At 43.6% G+C, this 20,090-nt stretch carries 14 protein-coding genes and 1 pseudogene; 6 read left to right on the top strand and 9 right to left on the bottom strand.

What is annotated here, in order from left to right:
• The first annotated feature begins 118 nt into the window (after positions 1 to 118).
• Positions 119 to 1,048: a dienelactone hydrolase family protein gene (locus tag KUL49_RS06900; protein ID WP_131136818.1), complete on the top strand. Its 930-nt coding sequence runs from the start codon at positions 119 to 121 to the stop codon at positions 1,046 to 1,048.
• A gap of 38 nt (positions 1,049 to 1,086) precedes the next feature.
• Here KUL49_RS06900 and KUL49_RS06895 read toward each other — a convergent pair whose 3' ends face one another.
• The 3 genes from KUL49_RS06895 to KUL49_RS06885 are packed head-to-tail and all read right to left on the bottom strand — an operon-like array spanning position 1,087 to position 4,821.
• Positions 1,087 to 3,300 (bottom strand): xanthine dehydrogenase family protein molybdopterin-binding subunit, encoded by a 2,214-nt coding sequence (locus KUL49_RS06895; RefSeq protein ID WP_131136817.1) that lies wholly within the window; start codon positions 3,298 to 3,300, stop codon positions 1,087 to 1,089.
• The gene (locus KUL49_RS06890) at positions 3,287 to 4,312 is read right to left on the bottom strand and encodes a xanthine dehydrogenase family protein subunit M (RefSeq protein ID WP_131136816.1); all 1,026 of its coding nucleotides are present in this window, start codon (positions 4,310 to 4,312) and stop codon (positions 3,287 to 3,289) included. Before KUL49_RS06890 ends, KUL49_RS06895 begins: the two co-directional genes overlap by 14 nt.
• A complete protein-coding gene (locus KUL49_RS06885) occupies positions 4,312 to 4,821 on the bottom strand; it encodes a (2Fe-2S)-binding protein (RefSeq protein ID WP_014950302.1) in 510 nt (169 codons plus the stop codon). Before KUL49_RS06885 ends, KUL49_RS06890 begins: the two co-directional genes overlap by 1 nt.
• Positions 4,822 to 4,881: 60 nt before the next feature.
• Here KUL49_RS06885 and KUL49_RS06880 point away from each other — a divergent pair, with 60 nt between their 5' ends.
• The 5 genes from KUL49_RS06880 (at position 4,882) to KUL49_RS06860 (ending at position 11,037) form a co-directional block, all read left to right on the top strand.
• Complete coding sequence (locus tag KUL49_RS06880) at positions 4,882 to 5,715, top strand: DUF1456 family protein (RefSeq protein WP_242633754.1); 834 nt, start codon at positions 4,882 to 4,884, stop codon at positions 5,713 to 5,715.
• 169 nt (positions 5,716 to 5,884) lie between these two features.
• On the top strand, positions 5,885 to 6,433 hold the full coding sequence (gene gloA, locus KUL49_RS06875; protein WP_131136815.1) for a lactoylglutathione lyase: 549 nt from the start codon (positions 5,885 to 5,887) through the stop codon (positions 6,431 to 6,433).
• A 288-nt stretch (positions 6,434 to 6,721) separates the two neighbouring features.
• Positions 6,722 to 7,378: a hypothetical protein gene (locus tag KUL49_RS06870; RefSeq protein ID WP_131136814.1), complete on the top strand. Its 657-nt coding sequence runs from the start codon at positions 6,722 to 6,724 to the stop codon at positions 7,376 to 7,378.
• 79 nt (positions 7,379 to 7,457) lie between these two features.
• Positions 7,458 to 10,802, top strand: coding sequence for a hypothetical protein (locus KUL49_RS06865; protein ID WP_131136813.1), 3,345 nt, complete (start codon positions 7,458 to 7,460; stop codon positions 10,800 to 10,802).
• A gap of 10 nt (positions 10,803 to 10,812) precedes the next feature.
• Positions 10,813 to 11,037, top strand: coding sequence for a hypothetical protein (locus tag KUL49_RS06860; RefSeq protein ID WP_131136812.1), 225 nt, complete (start codon positions 10,813 to 10,815; stop codon positions 11,035 to 11,037).
• A gap of 60 nt (positions 11,038 to 11,097) precedes the next feature.
• Here KUL49_RS06860 and KUL49_RS06855 read toward each other — a convergent pair whose 3' ends face one another.
• The 6 genes and pseudogenes from KUL49_RS06855 to KUL49_RS06830 form a co-directional block, all read right to left on the bottom strand.
• The gene (locus KUL49_RS06855) at positions 11,098 to 11,682 is read right to left on the bottom strand and encodes a thioredoxin domain-containing protein (RefSeq protein WP_131136811.1); all 585 of its coding nucleotides are present in this window, start codon (positions 11,680 to 11,682) and stop codon (positions 11,098 to 11,100) included.
• A complete protein-coding gene (locus tag KUL49_RS06850) occupies positions 11,682 to 15,158 on the bottom strand; it encodes a DUF748 domain-containing protein (RefSeq protein ID WP_242633753.1) in 3,477 nt (1,158 codons plus the stop codon). The genes KUL49_RS06855 and KUL49_RS06850 overlap by 1 nt, the downstream gene beginning before the upstream one ends.
• Positions 15,159 to 15,303: 145 nt before the next feature.
• Positions 15,304 to 15,915 (bottom strand): DUF2780 domain-containing protein, encoded by a 612-nt coding sequence (locus KUL49_RS06845; protein ID WP_242633752.1) that lies wholly within the window; start codon positions 15,913 to 15,915, stop codon positions 15,304 to 15,306.
• Between the two features lie 284 nt (positions 15,916 to 16,199).
• Positions 16,200 to 17,441: a TonB family protein gene (locus tag KUL49_RS06840; RefSeq protein ID WP_131136809.1), complete on the bottom strand. Its 1,242-nt coding sequence runs from the start codon at positions 17,439 to 17,441 to the stop codon at positions 16,200 to 16,202.
• Positions 17,434 to 17,816 (bottom strand): annotated as a pseudogene (locus KUL49_RS06835) (BlaI/MecI/CopY family transcriptional regulator). The gene KUL49_RS06840 and the pseudogene KUL49_RS06835 overlap by 8 nt, the downstream one beginning before the upstream one ends.
• Before the next feature lie 171 nt (positions 17,817 to 17,987).
• Positions 17,988 to 19,973, bottom strand: coding sequence for a class I adenylate cyclase (locus KUL49_RS06830; RefSeq protein ID WP_131136808.1), 1,986 nt, complete (start codon positions 19,971 to 19,973; stop codon positions 17,988 to 17,990).
• Positions 19,974 to 20,090: the final 117 nt, after the last annotated feature.

Raw genomic sequence — 20,090 nt, 5'->3', positions numbered from 1 at the left:
ATAGTTATTGTTTTAAAAATGAATTGCGCTTTGCTTTCTTAGTTATCCCACGTAGAGTAGATGTTATCGACAATTTTCGGAGCACGGGGTTTGTGCTACCACATTAGGGTTAAAACAGATGAAGCGAAACAACACCCCAAAACCGCAAAAATTATCGCAAGAAGCATCACTTAGTATCCCTCAAGAAGCGTTTGATTGGTACGATGAATACGCCCACGGGGACATAGACCGTCGAACGTTTTTAACCAGGCTTGCTTCGCTTTCAGTTGCAGGTTTGACCGTGAGCGCTATTGGTGGCGCACTGATCCCTGACTATGCCAAAGCAGAACAGGTTTCGTTTAACGACCCTGCAATTAAAGCGACTTACGAAGTTTTTTCCTCGCCCAAAGGCCATGGTGAAGGCGGCGGTTATTTAGTGCAGCCCACTAGGCTACCGGAATCTGGCGTTGCGCCTTGCGTTATAGTGGTACACGAAAATCGCGGGCTTAACCCTTATATAAAAGACGTAGCCAGAAGGCTCGCTATGCAAGGCTATGTAGCGTTTGCACCTGACGCGCTGTTTCCGTTAGGTGGCTACCCGGGAAATGATGACGATGGTCGTGCTATGCAAAAGAGCCTTGATAAAGGCAAGATAGAACAAGATATGGTAGCGGCAGCACTGTGGTTAAAAGATCACGAAAAAACCACAGGCAAGCTTGGTGTAGTAGGTTTTTGCTTTGGTGGGTATATTGCTAATTTTCTAGCAGCCAGCATACCTGATATGTTGGACGCTGCCGTTCCTTTCTACGGGACCCCAGCGAAACAGCCCTTAGTCGATCAAGTAAAAGGCCCTTTATTGATTCACTTTGCTGAAAACGATAAGCGAGTGAATGCTACATGGGAGGACTATAAAGTAGTATTAGAAAAAAATGCTGCTGAGTACGAGGCCTTTATTTACGCTAAAGCGCAGCATGGTTTTCACAACGATTCAACAAGTCGTTATAGTCCCAAAGATGCTGAACTAGCGTGGCGTCGAACGGTAGACTTTTTTGATAGCCATTTGAAATAGTAAAATGTGAAGCGGCCTTGTTAGGCCGCTTTTTTTGCTTAGTTTTTACCAGCGATTATTTTATCCATGGTAATGGGGAAGTCTCGTACTCTCACTTTGCATGCATCATAAATTGCGTTAGCGATGGCGGCGCCTGCTCCAGTAATGCCTAGTTCACCAATACCTTTTGCGCCCACTGGCGATGCGGCATAATCTGCCTCTTGTAAGAAATCCAGGCTAACTTCGGCAATGTCCCGATTGACTGCCACATGATATTCACCAAAATCTGGATTTACAAAGCTTGCCGTCTCTCTATGGTGATGGATCCCTTCAGTACGTGCGTAGCCAGCACCCCATACCATTCCCCCTTTTATTTGAGATGCAGCTGTTTTCATATTCAAGATTTGCCCCGCGCTGAACATACCGTATTGGCGAAGTAGCCTAACTTCACCCGTGTATTCATCTACCTCTACTTCCGCGAAATGAGCGCCACATGAATACTGCTCATCATCGCTGGTGTCATCTTCGGATACGCTACCGGTTGCTGATATGGGGAATTCGCTGTCGGACATAAAGTTGGCGAGTAATACCGGACGACTTACTTCATCATCATCACCTTGTGCAATCGAGACTAACTTTATCTGCCCATCTAAAATTTGTACTTCAGCTTGGCTAAGGGCTGGGGGAAGTGAGCTTTTAATATTCGCAATAAGCGCTTCACAGGCTTTTTTAACCGCCGAACCAGAGCTTGCTGCGCCAAATGAGCCACCTGAACCACATGAAGCAGGGTAGCGGCTATCACCAAGTTTTACTGTGACATTGTCTACCGACGTATTTAAAGTATCGGCGGCAATTTGTGTGAGAATTGTGTAGGTGCCTGTACCAATATCTGTCATATCAGTGCGAACCGTTACCTCACCGGTAGCACTCAATTCCACTTCAGCTGAACTTTCCACCAGCACATTCATACGCATAGCACTCGCTACGCCATGGCCGATTTGTTTTCCCGGTGTGGGCTGTGTTTTATGCTGCCACTTGAAGTTTTGCGCGCCTTGACGAAGGCACTCACCTAAGTTGTGGGTGGTAAACCGCGTGCCTTTCATAGGGTGAACTACCGGCAGGTTTTTTATGCGAAACGTAAGCGGGTCGACACCAGCTTCGTGGGCAAGTTCATCAATGGCCGATTCAAAAGCAAGGGAGCCAATGGCGTCTCCAGGAGAACGGGTAGAGTCGATAAGCGGCAGGTCTGCGTCTTTGACCCTATGGGTACTTTCAATGAACTGAGATTTATAGGTAACCCGTGCGCCGGCACCTGTTGCTTCGGCAAACTCATAGCCCTTGGCTTTTGGCATAGCGCTTTTGTGCTGTACGCTTAACAGTGCATGATCATCACCAGAAGTAAGGCTAATTTTCTGTATGCTGTGCCCTCTATGCGGGGTGTTATAAAAGACCTGTCGCCTGCTTAACACCACTTTTACAGCCCGCTCTAAATACCTTGCTCCTATACAAGCGAGCGTTGCATCATAATGAAGACCTAGCTTAGAGCCAAACCCGCCACCTACAAAGGGGCTCTGCACTACGATGTCTGCTGCGTCCATTTCAAGCGTAATCGCAAGCGCCTCAACAGCCGTCGCTATAATCTGAACGCTACAATAGACCTCAAGCTTTCCATCTTTAAAGTCGGCAACCGTGGCATGAGGCTCCATAGCGGCAGAGATTTGGCTTGGTGTAGTATAAGTTTCGTTAATGCTTGCTTGAATATCACTTTGCTGCGGTTTATCACCGCTAGATGCATCTGCCTCAAACCCACCATCTAGCGACGCTGGCTTTTGTGTTGCATCATCGAATTCTGTCAGCGAATCTGGTATTTCACCGTCTATGGTGAAGCTTACTAGACTTGCGGCATAGCGCGCTTGCTCCAACGTATCAGCAATAACTAGAGCGACCGGCGCACCGAAATGACGAATGTGAGGTTCGTTAAGTACGGCGCGACTTTGAGTAAACCTGCTTTCATCCGCAGGCTTGCTAAATGGCTTAAGAGTACCTGCATTTTTATACGTGATAACTGCATGTACGCCATCGGCCTGTTCCGCTTGCTCTGTATTAAGGGATGTGATTTTACCTACGGCAGTATCACTTGATACAACCCAGCCTATCAAAGGAGTGCGATCGCTCATATGCTCCGCAGCGTACCTTGCTTGACCTGACACCTTTGCTGAACCATCAACTCGATTAACTGGCGTCCCTACAGTTTTGGCATTATGCGTTGTCATATAAAGCTCCTTCATGTCCTGGGTGCTTTACCTGATGTTCTGCTAACTCTAAAAGCACTTTTGTTAACGTCCTGCGCAATAGTTCTGGTTTAAAGTCATTACTGCCAAACGTTTTTGCTTCGGATAACTCAGCTTCCGCGGCTTGCGATATGACTTCTTGGGTTGGTTCCGCGCCTTCAAGAACACTGATTGCTTTTTGCGGATACCAAGGCTTGGTGCCCACACCACCAAAGGCGAGAGAAAGGTCTTTAAAACGACCATCTTCAATTTTCAAACCAGCCGCAACAGAAACGAGTGCAAACGCATAGGAAGAACGGTCGCGTACTTTGTGATAGTACTGAGTACCGTTTGCTTTTTTCTTTATGCTGACATGGGTAATGAGTTCATCTTCGTCTAATTGGGTTTCTATGTGCGGCGTGTCGCCTGGCTCACGGTAGAAATCTCGTAGCGCGATTTGACGCGTGTTGCCATCAGGTTGCTGTGTATGTACTTGTGCGTTAAGCGCAATCATGGCTACGGCCATGTCGGAAGGGTGTGTGGCAATACAGCTCTCGCTGGTGCCAAATATGGCATGAATTCTATTCATGCTGTCATATGCGCTGCAGCCAGTGCCTGGCTCTCGTTTATTACAGGCTTTTGTGGTGTCGTAAAAGTAATAACAGCGGGTGCGTTGTAGCAAATTGCCTGCAGTGGTTGCCCTATTTCTAAGTTGAACTGTTGCACCGCTTAATAAAGCTTGCGCAAGTAAAGACACATTGGGCTGCGTGTGAGCGAACTTCGCTAAGTCAGAATTAGTCACCATGGCGCCAATATAATAGTAATTGTCATCTTCGCTGATAGTGTTAGCTTTATCCCATTTCGCAAGACTTACTAATGTTTTAGGCGTTTCTACCTGTAGTTTCATTAAATCTATTAGGTTTGTACCTCCGGCCAAAAAACGTGATCTTGTGTCCAGGGGCAGGCTACTCAACGGCTTTTCGCCGTTATAATGATGAAGAGTGAATGGCTGCATTATTGTCTCTCCAAAGCAATGACATCGGTTATAGCATCCACAATATTAGGGTAGGCGCCGCAGCGGCATAGGTTACCGCTCATGCGTTCGCTGATATCTTCTTTCAATGAAGCTTTACTGTGACGAGTTTGACTATAAGTAACTGCGCTAGGGTCTTCATTTTTCATTTCCCTAAGTAGGGATACGCCTGAACATATTTGACCAGATGTGCAATAGCCACACTGAAACGCGTCACGCTCGATAAAAGCTTTTTGCAGCGGATGAAGACTCTCACCTTCACCGATGCCTTCAATAGTTGTGACTTCAGCGCCTTCTAACTGGAATGCAAACACTAAGCATGCATTAATACGCTTGCCGTCAGCGATAACGGTACAAGCACCACATTGTCCGTGGTCACAACCTTTTTTGGTGCCAAAAAGTGATAAATGCTGGTGGAGAAAATCTAACAAAGTCGTTCGTGGATCATCGGGAAGACTAACGTCTTTCCCGTTGAGATTTAATGTTGCCATGGAAGTATCCTTCTACCAATGAGCTCAATTTCGGCACGCCGATGAAATGAGCGAAACCAGATGTACAATGTCGTTACGCCAAGTACGTTAATTTGGTTTCACTATGTGTTGGTAGAAATTACGCACCCGACAGCCCGCGATAGATGCAAATGGCCAAGTAGTGTAAAATATGCGAAAGCGCACGTTGCGCTACACTTTAATCCATACCAATTATTGGCTACTCCACTTTTCAGGCCCATTTTCATGATCCACAACGATGTTCTACGTCGCCTTCGTTATGCATTAGCGATAAACGATACCGCCGCCATAAGTATTTTTAAATTAGTGAACTACGACATGGAAATTGATTATTTACATGCTGTGATGAAGCGGGAAGGCGAAGAGGGTTATCTACCGTGTCGCGATAAGATTATTGCGCTGTTTTTAGATGGATTGATTATTAAAAACCGTGGGCGTCAAGAAGGGCAAATGCCTCAAGAACTGGGGCCAAAAGAGCGATTAAGCAATAACGAAGTGCTGCGCAAAATCCGTATTGCGATGAGTTATAAAGATGACGATATGATAGCGGTGCTTAAATTAGCAGACTTTAGAATAAGTAAAGGTGAACTGTCGGCGTTTTTTAGAAAGCCAGACCATCGCAACTTTAAACCCGCTGGCGATCAAGTGGTTCGCAATTTGTTGCAAGGTATGGTGAAAAAATATCGACCGGAGTCCACGCGACAAACTTCGCCTAAAAAATCAGATAGCCCAAGCACTTCTGGTACTAAGCCAAGCTCATTTAATAAAGGCGCTAGCAAACAAAAAGAAGCGGCTGGCAAAAACACCAATACTAAAGTGTCGCCAGTGAAAAAAAGTGATGCAGGTTCGGTTTGGGGAAAGCTCCCTAAAAAATAAAAGCGCTGTAAAAATAGACGTTGTATAAAACGCATCTGAGGTAAAGCGCGTAAGAGGATAGACTAAGTGCTGTTGGGAAAAGAAAATTACCCCTCACTTCTATGCACTCGTTTTTAGGCAAAGCAAGATTGCCTTGCCTTAATTATCTATATCGCTAAGGACGACTATTATGAGCCGACATTTCGATAAGGCCGAAGGCCTGTATGAAGAGAAAGATGCCGCGACACAAGGTTTTGTGTTCAACCAAACTATGCTGCGCATTGCCGACCCCAAGCGTTCGCTAGATTTCTATACGCGAGTTATGGGAATGACGCTAATTAAGCGTCTAGATTTTGAAGAAATGAAGTTCAGCCTTTATTTTTTGGCGGCAGGTGATGATTTTTCTGATATTTCTGACGATGTAGACGAACGTACTCAGCAAACTTTTGGTCGCCCGGCCATGTTGGAGCTAACCCACAATTGGGGCGATACACCAGAAACGGTTGATTATCATAACGGAAATACAGAGCCAAAAGGTTTTGGGCATATTGGTTTTCATGTGCCTGATGCTGAAGCTGCATGTGCACGATTTGCATTACTAGACGTTCCTTTTCAGAAAGGACTTAATGATGGCTCTATGAAAGGCATTGCGTTTATTAAAGACCCTGACGGTTACTGGATTGAAATCTTTAATGCCTCAAACGTTTCCGCCACTTGCGCGCCGCACTTGAAGAAGTAGCGAAGTCTTGTTGTTAATTTTGCAGATATTCGGGGAGGTCATCATTTATGGGAGCGGGCTATTTTACGGGCTTGCTTCCATAGTCAAAAAGGGTTTAATTGATTCTTTCTCATACTCTTTACCCTCTAAAAAACTGTCACAATTTTTTACAAATGTTAAGTGTTGAAATTGCCCAATTAAAAAATAGACTTAAAAACATAGGCTTATGTTTATATAAATTTAGGTTCGAAAAATGCTTACTAGAGACAGCTCAACATGGTGTTGGGCTAAGCTTTAGAGGGATTTTTGATGACTATAAAAGCTAACACAACAAATTTTAATTTCCGCAGTAAAACTTTTTTAACCCTTCTGTTTCTCTTTTCTGTCAGTTTTAACGCCAGTGCATCTATCATTTATGAATTGAGTACTGACGATATTGCTGATTGGGAAGGAGATTATACCTATGACGACTTTTCTGAAAATGTAACTGTTGATATTTTTGGAGTCGTTGGCAGCTCTATGCCGTCAGAACTGCTAAGTTATAGCGCGAGTAGCTTTACATTAACGACTAACTACTTTCCTGACTTAGATGACGAAGCATGGTATGTAGGCTTGTTTCGAACACTAGGCTTAATGGCAGTAAGCGGACCGGAAAAGCTATTCTTGACGGTTGAGTTTGATTCGGAACTTACGGGTAATGATTCACTAGCTTCTGCATATTTCGAAACAGACGATAGAGTCTCTTATTGGGATTTGGTCTCAGGTACGACAGTTGATATTACTGAAGCCGCTGGGAAAAGCGTTTTGTTTGGCTTTCAGATTGAATCAGTGGATTTAGATCTGTTAGATACGCTAAATGTAACTCAAATAAAGATCGAAAAAATTGCTCAAGAAGTAAGCGCTCCCCCAACGCTATCACTATTGCTTCTTATATCACTACTAGGCATTCGCCGACTTTATAAATAACTCAATCATTCATTCTTACCTGGCATTGAACAACAGGAAGTGTCGTTTGGCTCGATGTCCAATTAATTGGAGATAGGACATGGTAAGGTTTAATTGCAATTACAATGGAAGTAAGCAGTTCACTTCTGAACAATTTATATATTCACTTTTTATATTAATATTTCTGTTGGCGTTAAATGTATCGCCAGTGAAGGCTCAGGAAGCCACAGGTTCTTGGGAAGTTGTAGTAGGGGCACAAATTGACCAGGGCGACAGACGTTACGATCGTTCCAATCGAATTTACTACACAGAAAATACCATTTCGTTACCTGACGATTTAGATGAATACGTCGAGCTGCGGCTCGTAGTGACTTCATCTTCCTATCCAGTGGTAAATGCTACTGGATTAACTTCTGATAATTTGCCCTATTTTGCGCTCACCGATACCTCACAAAATGTGCGGATTGAGTTTCCTCGAACACGGGCGCGATTCGCTGTTAGTTTAAGTGTGATGCAGTTTATCGAATCGCAACCCCAGGATAGCGACGGGGATGGTATTTTTGATACAGATGATTTATGTCCGCTTGATCCAAATAATGATATAGATAACGACGAAATTTGTGGCGATGTGGACAGATGCCCGCTGGATTTCGACAACGATGTAGACAACGATGGCATTTGCGGTGATGTTGATGTCTGTCCACTTGATCCCCTGAATGACAGTGATGGCGATGGAGTTTGTGACGGTGAGGATATATGCCCTGTAGACGCGAACAATGACTGTATTTTAATAGAGGGTATTGTGAACGGTGGGGGCTCTGCTATTGCAAATGCACAAGTTGAATTAGGCAATGGTGGGGATACGGTCTTCACTTCACTAAGCGGAGACTTCTCTGGAAATATCCAGGCCAGTACGCTGTCTTCAGACGGTTCTCGTCAGTTCTTCCCAATTAACGTAAAAGCACAAGGGTTTGCAACTGGTAACGCCAAAGTGCCTTTTGTTCCTGGTCAATTTAATTACAGAATTGTAGTTAGCTTACAGCAAGTTTCTGACACTATTGAAGAAAGTGAAGATGTGACGCAAAGTGGTGGTGTTGAAATTGTTAAAAACGGGAACCCAGTTGGCTCGTTAGAAATTCCTCTCACATCTCTTCCAACTGGCGTAACACAAGTAACAGGAACGGTAACTTATCTGGATCCAGAAACCGAAGACTTATTGTCAATGCCAGGCGGCGATTTGTTGGCACTACCAGAAGGCGCAGACCCGAATACCGACGAGCCAGTTATTCTTGAGTCATTTGGCATGATGGAATTCAATTTGTTTGACCAAGAAGGCAATGAAATTACAACTCTTTCAGATGATGCAGAAGTCTGTATGAAAGCCACATCTTCTCTCTCAGACGGTGACGTTGTTCCATTGTGGTACTACGATGAAGACTTGGGCGTTTGGAGAGAAGAAGGGCAAGGAACGGTTGAAGAAAGAAACGGTATGCTTCTAATCTGCGGTAAGGTTAACCACTTCAGCTGGTGGAACTATGACAGACCTATAGAAACTCACGCTTGCATGCGTTTTGAAATGCGAGATGAGTTAACCAATTTGCCGATTGATGCTATTGATTGGAATGCAGAAGGTGCGACTTATAGCGGTACTTCACCTACTCGTTCATGTAGTGACGGCGATGGCTCTTTCGACTCGTTCACCGTGAAAATGTCTACAGATACCTCTCCTGAATCTATTAAAGTTTACGGTTATATCGGCGGTAGCAAATTCTATTTGCGTAGCGATAATGACGGTACCTACTCTTTAGTTACAGATAGTAGTTTGGCAACGAGTTTTGATACGCCAGATGAAAACGGAAGCTGTTTGTTTGGGAACTTGACAGGAACTTGCTGGCCTCTTGATTACGAAGAAGACGGCGATGGTTTATTACCAGTTGACTTAAACAATATTAACCTTCCTCCGGCAATCACAGAGTTTGAAATAACCGATAATCTCATTCAAATGGGCTCAAGTGTACCGTTGTCTGTGACAGTCACAGACCCTGAGGGAGGAGATGTTAGCCTGTCGTGGAGTACATATTGTGGCTATTTCGGCAACTCATCGGGAGGCTCTTTGAGCGTAAATCCGCAATTTGGCACTTCAGGAACAAACTTTCAAAATGAATTTAATGCGCCGGATACTCTTTTTTATCCTGCTGAGTACTGTGAAATTCGTTTAGAAGCTTCTGATCCTCTGGGTAATACCAGTGTAGCAACTCGTTGGTTAACGGTTACATCGTCGCTAAACTATGACTTATCTGGGGTTGTCTACGGGGTCGATGGTTTACCTGCTGAAGGTCTTACTGTTTGGTATTACAACTGGGACTGTGGTCTGCAGCTATCGACTGTGACTGATCAGGACGGGCAGTACAGCATGGCTTTTGACTTATCTCAATGTGCTACTAGTGACGACTATTACTCCACAGGTGAATTGTTAGTAAACTTTGAAGTAGATGGAGTTATGTGGGCATCTGAAACATACTTGGATAGTTACTATTACGGCGAGTTTGGAGCCTTTGCCGCTAATGACATCAGTGTTGAAAGGGGATGCATACTAGATTCGGATTCCGAGTTAACCCTGTGCACCTTTGATATCAGGCTGCCAACAATTTGGTCTTCAATAGAGGGAGATGTGTATTCTTTGCCGGCAGGAGTTAATTATGCCCTTAATTATTATACTTATTCTATGAGTGAAAATGGTGGGGTTTATTTAGATGATTTAGTCGAAGTCTTAGACGGGGAGGACAACTATGGCCCAATCAGTGTTCCTGTCGGCCAAGGAAGCTTGATAGTCCAGAGTCAAGACTTCAGTACTTTCACTCAGTATCTATACACCAATATAATTAATCAATCTCCACATATATATGACATAGGTGAAGCACAAGGCACTGTCGAAATTTACGTCTATGATGGAGGTAATTTACCAGTAGCGAATGAAGTTGTTACGCTCACAAGCTATTCCAGTTCTGACGCTACGTTTTCTGATACTACTGACAGCAGCGGTTCAGTATCGTTCAGCGCTCCATTAAGTGAAATCAACGTATCTTCATCTAGTGGAAATTATTGGGGAACGTTGAACCAAGTAGATGTGCCAAAGGTTATTGAGTTTAACTCCTCAAATATGTGCCTAATAAACCTCACTGCTTATGACCCTTTAGGCCAACCATCTATGAATGCTGAATATTATGTCGGTCAGACTGGGGAAACAGTCATCACTGATGAATTCGGTAAAGCCTCGTTCAGTTCACGGTCTGGAAATTTACATCTATTCTCACTTCAGTCTTTTTATACTGACTTCTGGTACGAAATTGATAATTGTAGAATGGTTAACGGAGTTCAAAAAGAAATCGATATTGTTGTAACGAGTTACTTTTATCAAGATCTTCAACCATCAATTGCTCAATAAGGAATTGAATATGAAAATATTAACACGTTCAATGGTTGGCCTATCAATTATTGTCAGTACGTCAACTTTTGTATTTGCCAGTGAAAATAGTGCTGATACCGTTTATGAGAAACGGGAGGCGCAGCACAAGGTCCTTAAAGAAAGCAAAGCGAAGCTCATCGCTATTAAGCAAGAGCGTGCTGAGCAAAGAAGAAAAGAAGCGAAGAAAGTAATAGAGGCTAGAGTTAAAAAATAGCATTTCAAGTACTTTCTATTCATATAGTTAATGAATAGATTACCTAAGTAAGAAGCCTCTTTAATTAGAGGCTTTTTTTATTTTTTCTAGAAGCGTTTTGTAATTAGTATACCCCTGAAGCATGAAGCTCGAGGCATCATTTGAGGGCTGTATAAGCAAGCCAGGTGTTCCTTTCAATTTAAAAGTTTCAACTAAATGCTGCGCACGTTTGAAATATTTATCTGCATGCTTTTTTGATAAACATGCCTCAACTTCTAATCGCTCTATTGGCGGTGAAGAGAACAAGAGAGTATGTGTATAGTTCGAGTTTTCAAGCAAATGATTTGGTGTTGAGAGCAGCTTTTCACTCAGTTTGAAATAGTGTTCTGTACCATATAATTCACCAATACAGTAAAGGTTAGCCATCAGTTTATGTGTATTCTCTTCTTTATCTGAACTTGGAATAAACCACAGCACCCAATTAACCTCTTTATTCATGGCTAATTTATTCAACACTACTCTTTGTCTCGAACAATAGGGACAGTCTACATCCATCAGTGCATGGATAGTAACGTTTGCCCCTGTTTCTTGTATTTGCCAGCTTTTGTATTCAATATCCAAATTTGAAGAAATCACTAAGAAAAAGAAAAATATTGCACTATTCATTATTTCGCCTCTAACGTTAACTCCACACCGCTAAATTCGGTATGTAAGTCGTGCTGAGTATTTAGCAAAAATAGGCGATTCGCTTCAACTTCAGCTTCATTTGCCAAATAACCTTTCACCGCTTTACTGCGCGCGTCAGCCAGAAGGATTAAGTCACTTTCAGGGATATCAATGTTGTTACGTAGTTTGTTGTATCGGGCAATGCTTAATGCTCGGTTTACACTTTCTTCGTTAATGACTTCCTTATTGTTATCAGCACTCTTTTGGCTCTGTTCATTGTCTGAATTTGCGAGTTCAGGGTAAAGCTGCGCCACCATGTTGTCATATTCTTGATTAAGGTCAGGTGTAAACACCTCAACATAGTAGGATAAAAGCGCATCGGCTAACGGGCCTTCCAGTGGGATACTACTGCCACTTATTGAGTCGCGCTGTACGCTACCAAGGGTGTTGGAACTTTCATTTTCACCGCCAGCAAGAGATTTTTCGTTAGTACTAGCGTTGCCGGAAGTAGCAGATGCATCAGCATAGCCGCTTCTTGTTAAAAGTGTAGTGTTCAACTGACGTTGCGCTAGGGCACTTGCATCAGACATGGCGTTGACTGTACCTTCGATATTAACCCTAAGCCCTGGACGTTTTTTAAGGGCTTTGGCAAGGGTATTCAGTTTTTCTTGAGCGTCCGCATTTAGCGAATGCTCTCCAAACCCAAACTCAACGTTGTCGAGTTCGTCGTCACTGCCAACCAGGTTCGCAAGTAGCGAAAAGGGTGCAATAACAGCTTTGGTAATAATATTGCCAATAGCATTGAGGATAATGGAGCCGAAACTGAAGTCCGGACTATCGATATCGCCAGACACATCCAAACCCAAATCGATAACGCCGTTTCTGTCTTCTAATAACGCAATAGCAAGGCCAAGCGGTAGGCTTAATGCCTGATCAGAGTTCGACTTCTTGCCCAACGTTAATTGGTCAATAACAACATGATTTTTACCTTCCAGTGCCTTACCGTTTAGTTTGTATTGCACAGCCAATGACAGCAAGCCTTTGTCAATGTAGTAGCCCATGTAGGTGCCTGAGTAGGGGTTAACTGAAGTCAGTTCGGCGCCTTTGACTGAAAAATCTAAATCAAGGTCTATATCATCTTTTAATGGGTGAATAGTGCCTGCTAGTTTGACCGGAGCATAGTTGTCTATCTTTCCGGTGATATCCACATTGGCAGGGGAAGTTGAGCGAGAGTCAATTCCCAATACTTTGCCATTTAAACTTTCTATAGCAGACGCAAATTTGGGCGTTAGTGAATGGTCAGCAAAATACGCTTTGCCGTTTTCTATTGATATGGTGTTAACGGCAATGGCCAATTCGTTGGCTTGTGAAGGCTCAGCTCTAGTGACCGCAGGCACGTTTGCGTTTGATGCTTTCAACGTGGTTGCGCTGCCAGTTTCGCTGGCACTTTCACTGTTAGCGGACTTGTCTGATGAAGCGACAATCAGCTTACTCACATTGGTCTGTTTAGCTTCATCAATAATAAGTCGTGCAAATGGCGCTTGTAGGTGAATGTTGTCTACGCTTAGCTGGTTCGATGCGTGGTCAAATTCGATGTTGTCTACATTTAAGGACTGCCACTGTAGTAGGGGAGAGCTGGCGTCATCCAGTACGCTTAAATTATTAATACTAGTGCTCGCCTTAACGTTTAGTGAGTCGATATTTTCTTTATCAGCGGCGTTCATAAATGCCCCATCAAACTCAACGTTTAAATTAAATAGCCCATCTTCAAGGGTCACATTTGCGTGGGGAGAAACGTACTGCTGGAACTGACTTAGCACCAGTTGCTCAATCGCTGCTTTACCCTGCACAGTTTGTTCTGAAATAACTACGCTGCCGCTACTGCTTAGTGCACCTTTGGATGTGTCGCTAAACGTCTGTGGGTCGGCAGAGACATGTAAACTGGTGGTGTAGGAAATAGGTTTAGAGAAGTCAGTAGTGACTTTTCCGCTTTTAATATTGAGGTTGCTGATGCGGTAGTAGGTCCCGTCACTTACGCTACGCTCTAAAAGATCAATGCTACCGTCATTAAATGCAAATTGGTGAAGCTCAACATACCACGAGGTCTCATGTGCTAGTTCATTTGTGCTGTCGGTTGCTACGTTGGAAACATCCTCATCTTCTGTTTCACTATTTCCCTTTTGCGCTGTGCTATTACTTGTATGCGCTGCGCTATTTCCTTCTTGCGCTGCGCTGGGGTTAGCGTTAGCTGATGTAGCATCTGCTGCTGAGCTTTTTGGGGTAAACAGACGCTGTAAATCAAGCCCTGACTTGTCAAATAGGCCCGACACTCGAACGTTGTCAAAAGCAACTTCAGCAATACTAACTTGCTGTTCTAATGCGTTTACGTTTATATCGTGTATGGCAAACGCGGGTATGACAATGATCTCTTGCGAACTCTTGGCGGTGCCTGTTGTGGCAGGCGAAGAACCAGCGTTAAACACAAGGTTGTTAACAGCAAATTCGCCACGCTCTAGAATAAACTGGAAGGCTGTATCTTGTTCAAAAACTTCAGCATGTAAGCTTAAGTTAACCTTGCCGTCTACTAAATCTGCTTCTATCAAATCTTTCGAAAGTGACCAAAGCGGCGTAAGCGCTACATCGTTTATCGCTATGTCTGTCGTAACTTTTAACGGAGATAGCTGAAACTCGCCATCAATGGCGATGTTACCTTTCTCTGCGGTGAGCAAGTTAAATTGATATTGGTTGAACGCTAACTTACCTTTTGATTGAGCACTCTCACTTTTATCGCTTTTAGGGTTAGCGTCTTTGTTGCCAACACCACTTGAACTGATCAAAGCGTGAGTATCCAAATCTTGCAAGTCAACGCTCAGTTCTGGGTAATCAAGCAGGGTGTTGGTCACCTTGTCTTCAATAACCACTCGCCCTTCGTTAAGCGCAAAGTCACGTAACGTAATTCGGGGAATTTGTCCTTCGCTAGCATCTTCAGGCTCGGTGGGGACATTCGTATTGCGCTTTTCTATGTGGGTGAGAATGTCAGAGAAGTTGAAGATTTGTGTGTCTTCACTTTCGCTTAAACGTGCAATTGAAACAAAAGGTTCGTCTATGGTTAGCGATTCAACGGCAGGAGTGAAGGTGAAAAGTGATTGCCAGAATCCAACGTCCAGCGAAACATTGCCTACGCTAAAAAAATGATTTTCTTGGTTCTGGATTACGACGTTATCTTCGCTTTCATTTGAAGAGTGTATATTTGGATAGATAACAAAATTAGTCACTTCTATCTTTAGCAAGAAAGGGTTGATTGCAATATCTTCAACAGCAGCATCTCTTCCAATGTTTTCTTTTACTATGTTGGGTAACTTTGCCTTTAACACCGCAGGCGTAACTACGCCGATAAGAAGCGCGTAAGTAAGGTAGATGAGAACAAGATAAGTGGATAGTCGAAACCATTTGGGCTTCGTAGAAAACCGAGACATTGCATTTTGCATAGGCGATTAGGCTGTGTATTTGAATGTAAAAAGATAAACAGGAGTTGCTATTTCACCAAGCTAAAAGCCCCTGCAAAAAAGTTAAAGCGTATTAATTTGGATTGTAGAAGAGAATTAATACGCCTTAGACAGGTTACAGAGCGGTTAGCAAATTACCTAGGCCAGATTTAAACAACGCCTGTGTTTCTTCATCTGCATTTACATTTAAATACGAGCTGATTTGAGTGACAAAGCTGGCAATCATATCGGTTGAAAGGCCTAGCGCTTCAAATTGTTGCTTTAAGTCGTTTACCGATTTAAGTGTAGAGCTGTACTCAGAGGCCTTGTTGAGTAAGCCTGATAGTGAAGAACTTGAGCTTGCTGCTGAGTTACCACTAAGAGAGGGAACATCTTCAAGCAGGCTATCAATACCTGGAATGCTGCTTGCCAACTGGGCGTAATCAGCGCCTGAAAGGTTGCCTTGTACATAGTTCATAATTGACGCTATGCCACCTTCTGATTGGTTTTCAGACACGTTAAGGTTACCTGCAACTGAACTCACTAAGCTAGCCAAGTCGATATTAGATGCTGCGCTGGTTGCCATTTCAGTTAGGCTACTGGAAGTTACTGTCGATTCCGCTTTCTTACCGCCTAACAGACCTTTAAGCTGATCAATATTGGCATTAGCACAAGTAGTAAAAAAGTAAGGGCAAGCACTGTAGGTGCTAAAACGATACGATTCATTATAGATTTCCTTTTTGTACACCAGCAGCGAAAGCCTATCTGGAGTAACATGATTGAAAATAACCGTAGCAATTGCGCTATCGACTATTTGAACCTTCCATAAATTAGAAGTTTTCAGGTGTGTGAATGCTCACATTCTAACGTAGTGAGGTCGTAAATTCTCTATAGAAATTGTAAAGGCACTTTACATTTTATAAGAGACTTGGGTGATCGAGTGGTAGTGTGCAGCAGGCAGGAACTAAGTCAATTAGACAAAACACTAAAAGGAGCGATACGCTCCTTTTAGTACTCTGATAATTTTGGGGCTTACTTGCTCTGTTTGGGTGGAACGATTATACGCTCTACATCAGGGGAAGCATTCTTTTCAACACTCGCCGTATCAAGAGAGGCTCCGAGTTGATAGTCTAGCTGCACCAGAAGGCCGGTCTGCCTCACGCCTTTGCCACCTTGAATACGAGGCTTGTATTCCCATTGTTTCAGGGCAACTTTTGCGCTTTTATCAAACACGCCAGCAGGCACTGATTTTACTACTTTTACATTATCTGTAGCGCCCGTTTCAGTAATATCGAAGGAGAGTGCAACGAAACCTTCAACATTTTGCTGTGCTGCTTTTTCTGGATAGCTTGGTGGAACGCGTTTAACCGGCGATGCCTGGTTAATCTTAGCTTCAGATTTGGTCTCTGCTACTGGCGCATTGGCTAAAGCCGTGTTGATGGTGAGCATGGCGGCAATTGAAAGTACGCCTGCAGCCAGTACCTTATTGTTACGCATAGGTTGCTTTATCGCGTTTAAACGTTTGATCATAGTCCTTTTTTCTCCAAAGGTTGGGTAAAGCCCGCGTGTAAAGTGCAGGGCGTCTGAACCATGCTCGGCACACTGCACGAGTGCTTTTGCATAGGTAAGTTTTTCGTTGTCTGTCTTGTCTTTCAGTACTGCGTGATCACAAGCCAGTTCTTGATTAATTCTGAAGGGTTTTAGCGCAAGCCAAACTAGTGGGTTGAACCAAAATACAATAGCGATAACCAGCGCTAACGCGTTCCACAGGTGATCGTAATGTTTGCGATGCACATTCTCGTGCTCTAATACCAGTGCTTGTTGTTGAATCGAAAATGCACTTTTAAATGAGAAGGGAATAAGCACCTTTGGCAAGATAAAACCAAATAGCATAGGTGTGGTAGCTTTGCTGGAATAGTAGGCATTGGTGTGGATAGCGTGGCGCTTTCCTATCGAAGCCCATATTTTAAGATGATGCGCTAAGACATAGGCTGTAATTGCGCTTACGCCAATTGCCCATACAGTAAACCAGGTTTCGAACTCAACGGTGTCTAATGTGGGCTTAACGCCAACCACATAGCGAGCAAAGCTATTCGATGGAATGTTAACCAGCGACATTGGAAGGTTGTTGACTATGAGGCAAGCTGGTATCAGCGCCCATAGCTTATAGGTAAGCGAAGCCCCAATTTTATTAGTGAAAAAGTGTTCGCACACTATGAGTAAAACAAGCGCTAGCGACAAAATACCCTGCTGAGCAATAATCCAATCAATCATTGTTTTCTTCCCATTTCTTGATAAGGGCTTTGAGCTCGTCCACATCTTGTTTAGATAACGAGTTTTGATTTGCAAAACCGGCGACCATAGGGGCGATCTTGCCTTTAAACAGTCGGCTAACAAAACTTGTAGTTTCTTTCTTTGTATAGTCTTCTTTAGCAATCAGTGGATAATAAAGATACTGGCGCTGCTGCTTTTCAAACCCTAACACTTCTTTTTTACCAAGCGGCCTAACAAGGTTTTGACGGTTTTTTGGTGCCAGTCTTTTTTGTCATTAAGTCGCGCAATAACCTCGTTCGACGTGGCAGGATGGTCGTCCCACAGTACGTCCAGTACTTCAAATTCAGCGTTTGAAATTTCGGGTTTGTCTGACATTTTACTCATAATTACGACGTCTGTTATTTTGATTACATTTGTAGTCCATGTTTTTAGATTACACTTGTAATTCTAAAGCGCAAGCTTTTTCTGCATATTTTTTAAACGGAGAGATAGTGTGAGATGAAGTACTACGCTTGGCGCTTCTTTGAAAGCGTTACGTTGGACGTATCAGTATAAAACGGTGAAATTAAGCTCGTTAGCTTCTAAGAACTCGCCGAGTATTCGTGCTTGTTGATTTCCACGTGGCACCATTACATAGCACGGCGGCTTTGGGGTTACTTCTTGTAAGTCGTACCACAGCGTATCCAGCACGTCGCTGCCGTGTCTCAAAAAGGTTTCACCCCAAGACGTCGTATAAAGAATGGATACATTCTCTACCGTGGCTTTTTGGCGTAGGGTGGGGAAGTTCACAATGGCAAAACATGCGGTTATGCGTTCTGGCGCCAGCAAGTCATTACGCGGTAGTGACGACACTTTGACTGGAGGAAAATACTTGCACAAATGCTTAAGCAAATCGTTCAAGTCTAGTTCGCTCACTTCACCGTAATTGTAATCGAGATAAACCTTACTGTTTGTATCTATTATTTTGCTCGACACAAGCCAGACCATCAGTGCAATGGCGCTAGCCGCTTGAGTAACTTTTTGCGAATCGTCGATAATGCCCGATTTACTCAGTAAATCACCAGCATAAGCTGACCATACTTCATCACCATTTTTGAGCTGACGCATAGCAATGGTAATCTTTTCACAGTAAAGGCTTTCGTCAAAAGCGCGTCGCAAAAACTCAATTTTATCCGGCTTTTTAGCGTAATAGGTACTTAATCGGCGACCCAGAACGGTCATGTCTTTTTGATCCATCACCTGTTGATGGTGACTAATCTCTTTGGAGATGCGGCGATAACACTTTAATAAAAAGCGGTGAATTCGACGGCTCAGCTGTACACGTTCATTGAATGTCCAATCTTGTTGGTTATCCAAGTGGGCAAGTAGTTTGCGGCTCCACCCCCACTGTTTTGCATACGAGGCCATAATTTTACGTTTGAAATTCGCTTGCTCACCTTCTACAAGCGGGTGGCTCAATGTACACCCACATTTCAAATATAAACACTGCTGCAATACAGCAATATCTTCCGCCTGACCATTGGCTTTGTAGTGAGCGATGAGTTCGTCAAACATGAGTGCGTAGGGGTCGATATCTGCAACATGCCCTGGAGCTTCAGCACCGCGGTGTACATGCTTTTTCAAAAGGTTGCACAGAGGTTGTCCGTGAGAGATATTGGCAAGGTATACTTCAAGCTTTGCCATTTTTAATACGGATTTGAATGGCGAGTCCATGGCTTTGCCTAATTGCCAGATGGCGGCGCCAAAAAGTTCGCTTGCGTCTAGTCGCTCTAGGTGACCCAAGTCCATGAACCAGTCTACGTCTGGTGAGCCGCCTTTTTCCAAACTATTGTAAATAGCCTGATACTGCTTCTTTGTTGTTTTCTCTGGAGTAAGCCACCAAAACGGCGCTTTGCCTGCTACTACTATATTGGTGTTGTAAAACTCAGCTTTTAGAAACAGGGCTTGCGCCGAGCCCGCGCTTTCACCTTCAGCGACGCCAAAATCGTTTTGCTTAACTTTATCTATCTCAGATAAAAAGAAATGCACTTCAATACCAAAGGTGTTATCCACCCATTTTTCAATGGCTGTTAGCTTTTGTTGAAGTAAAGTCAGCTCAGTCGTCGAAAAACGTTTACCGTCAATACACACCCAAAAATCAAAGTCTGAGTCGTCAGCCTGAGCAATAGTCCCCACGCTACCCATTAAAACCAGTGCATCAACCGCCCGCTGTCTTGGCCAAATTTGCTTAATGTCTGAAAACAAGTGACTCTGTGCAGGAAAACAGCGCTGCAAAGCTTGTTCTACATCAGGTCTAAACGAGTAATTGTTGATACCAAATGGAACGGTTTCACCCGAAGTGAGTGGGGCCACATATCCTGGAAGGGCTTCGTGGTTAACATGTACAAGAAAGGGAAGCACATGAAAAAGCGGCCTGTGCTTTTCAGGCATGAGCGTAAGTGCACGCTCAATACGTGCTTTGTTGTATCGTAATACGCGCAATAACCTAATGGTAAGGTTTTGCTGAACGGTAAGCGGCTGTTGCGCTGCCATTATGTCAATCTGCACTTCATCATGCAGCCAAGCATAGCGTTATTTCGTGTCGACTTCCTCTAATTTCGCACAGAAAAAGTGATTCTTAATTTGTGATATTCCGTACTTATCTGCTCT

Origin of the sequence: Alteromonas sp. KUL17, assembly GCF_006538305.1 — a bacterium.
GTDB lineage: Bacteria > Pseudomonadota > Gammaproteobacteria > Enterobacterales > Alteromonadaceae > Alteromonas > Alteromonas macleodii.
The sequence above is the reverse complement of the archived record's forward strand: the minus strand, read 5'-3'. Positions and strand labels throughout refer to the sequence as shown.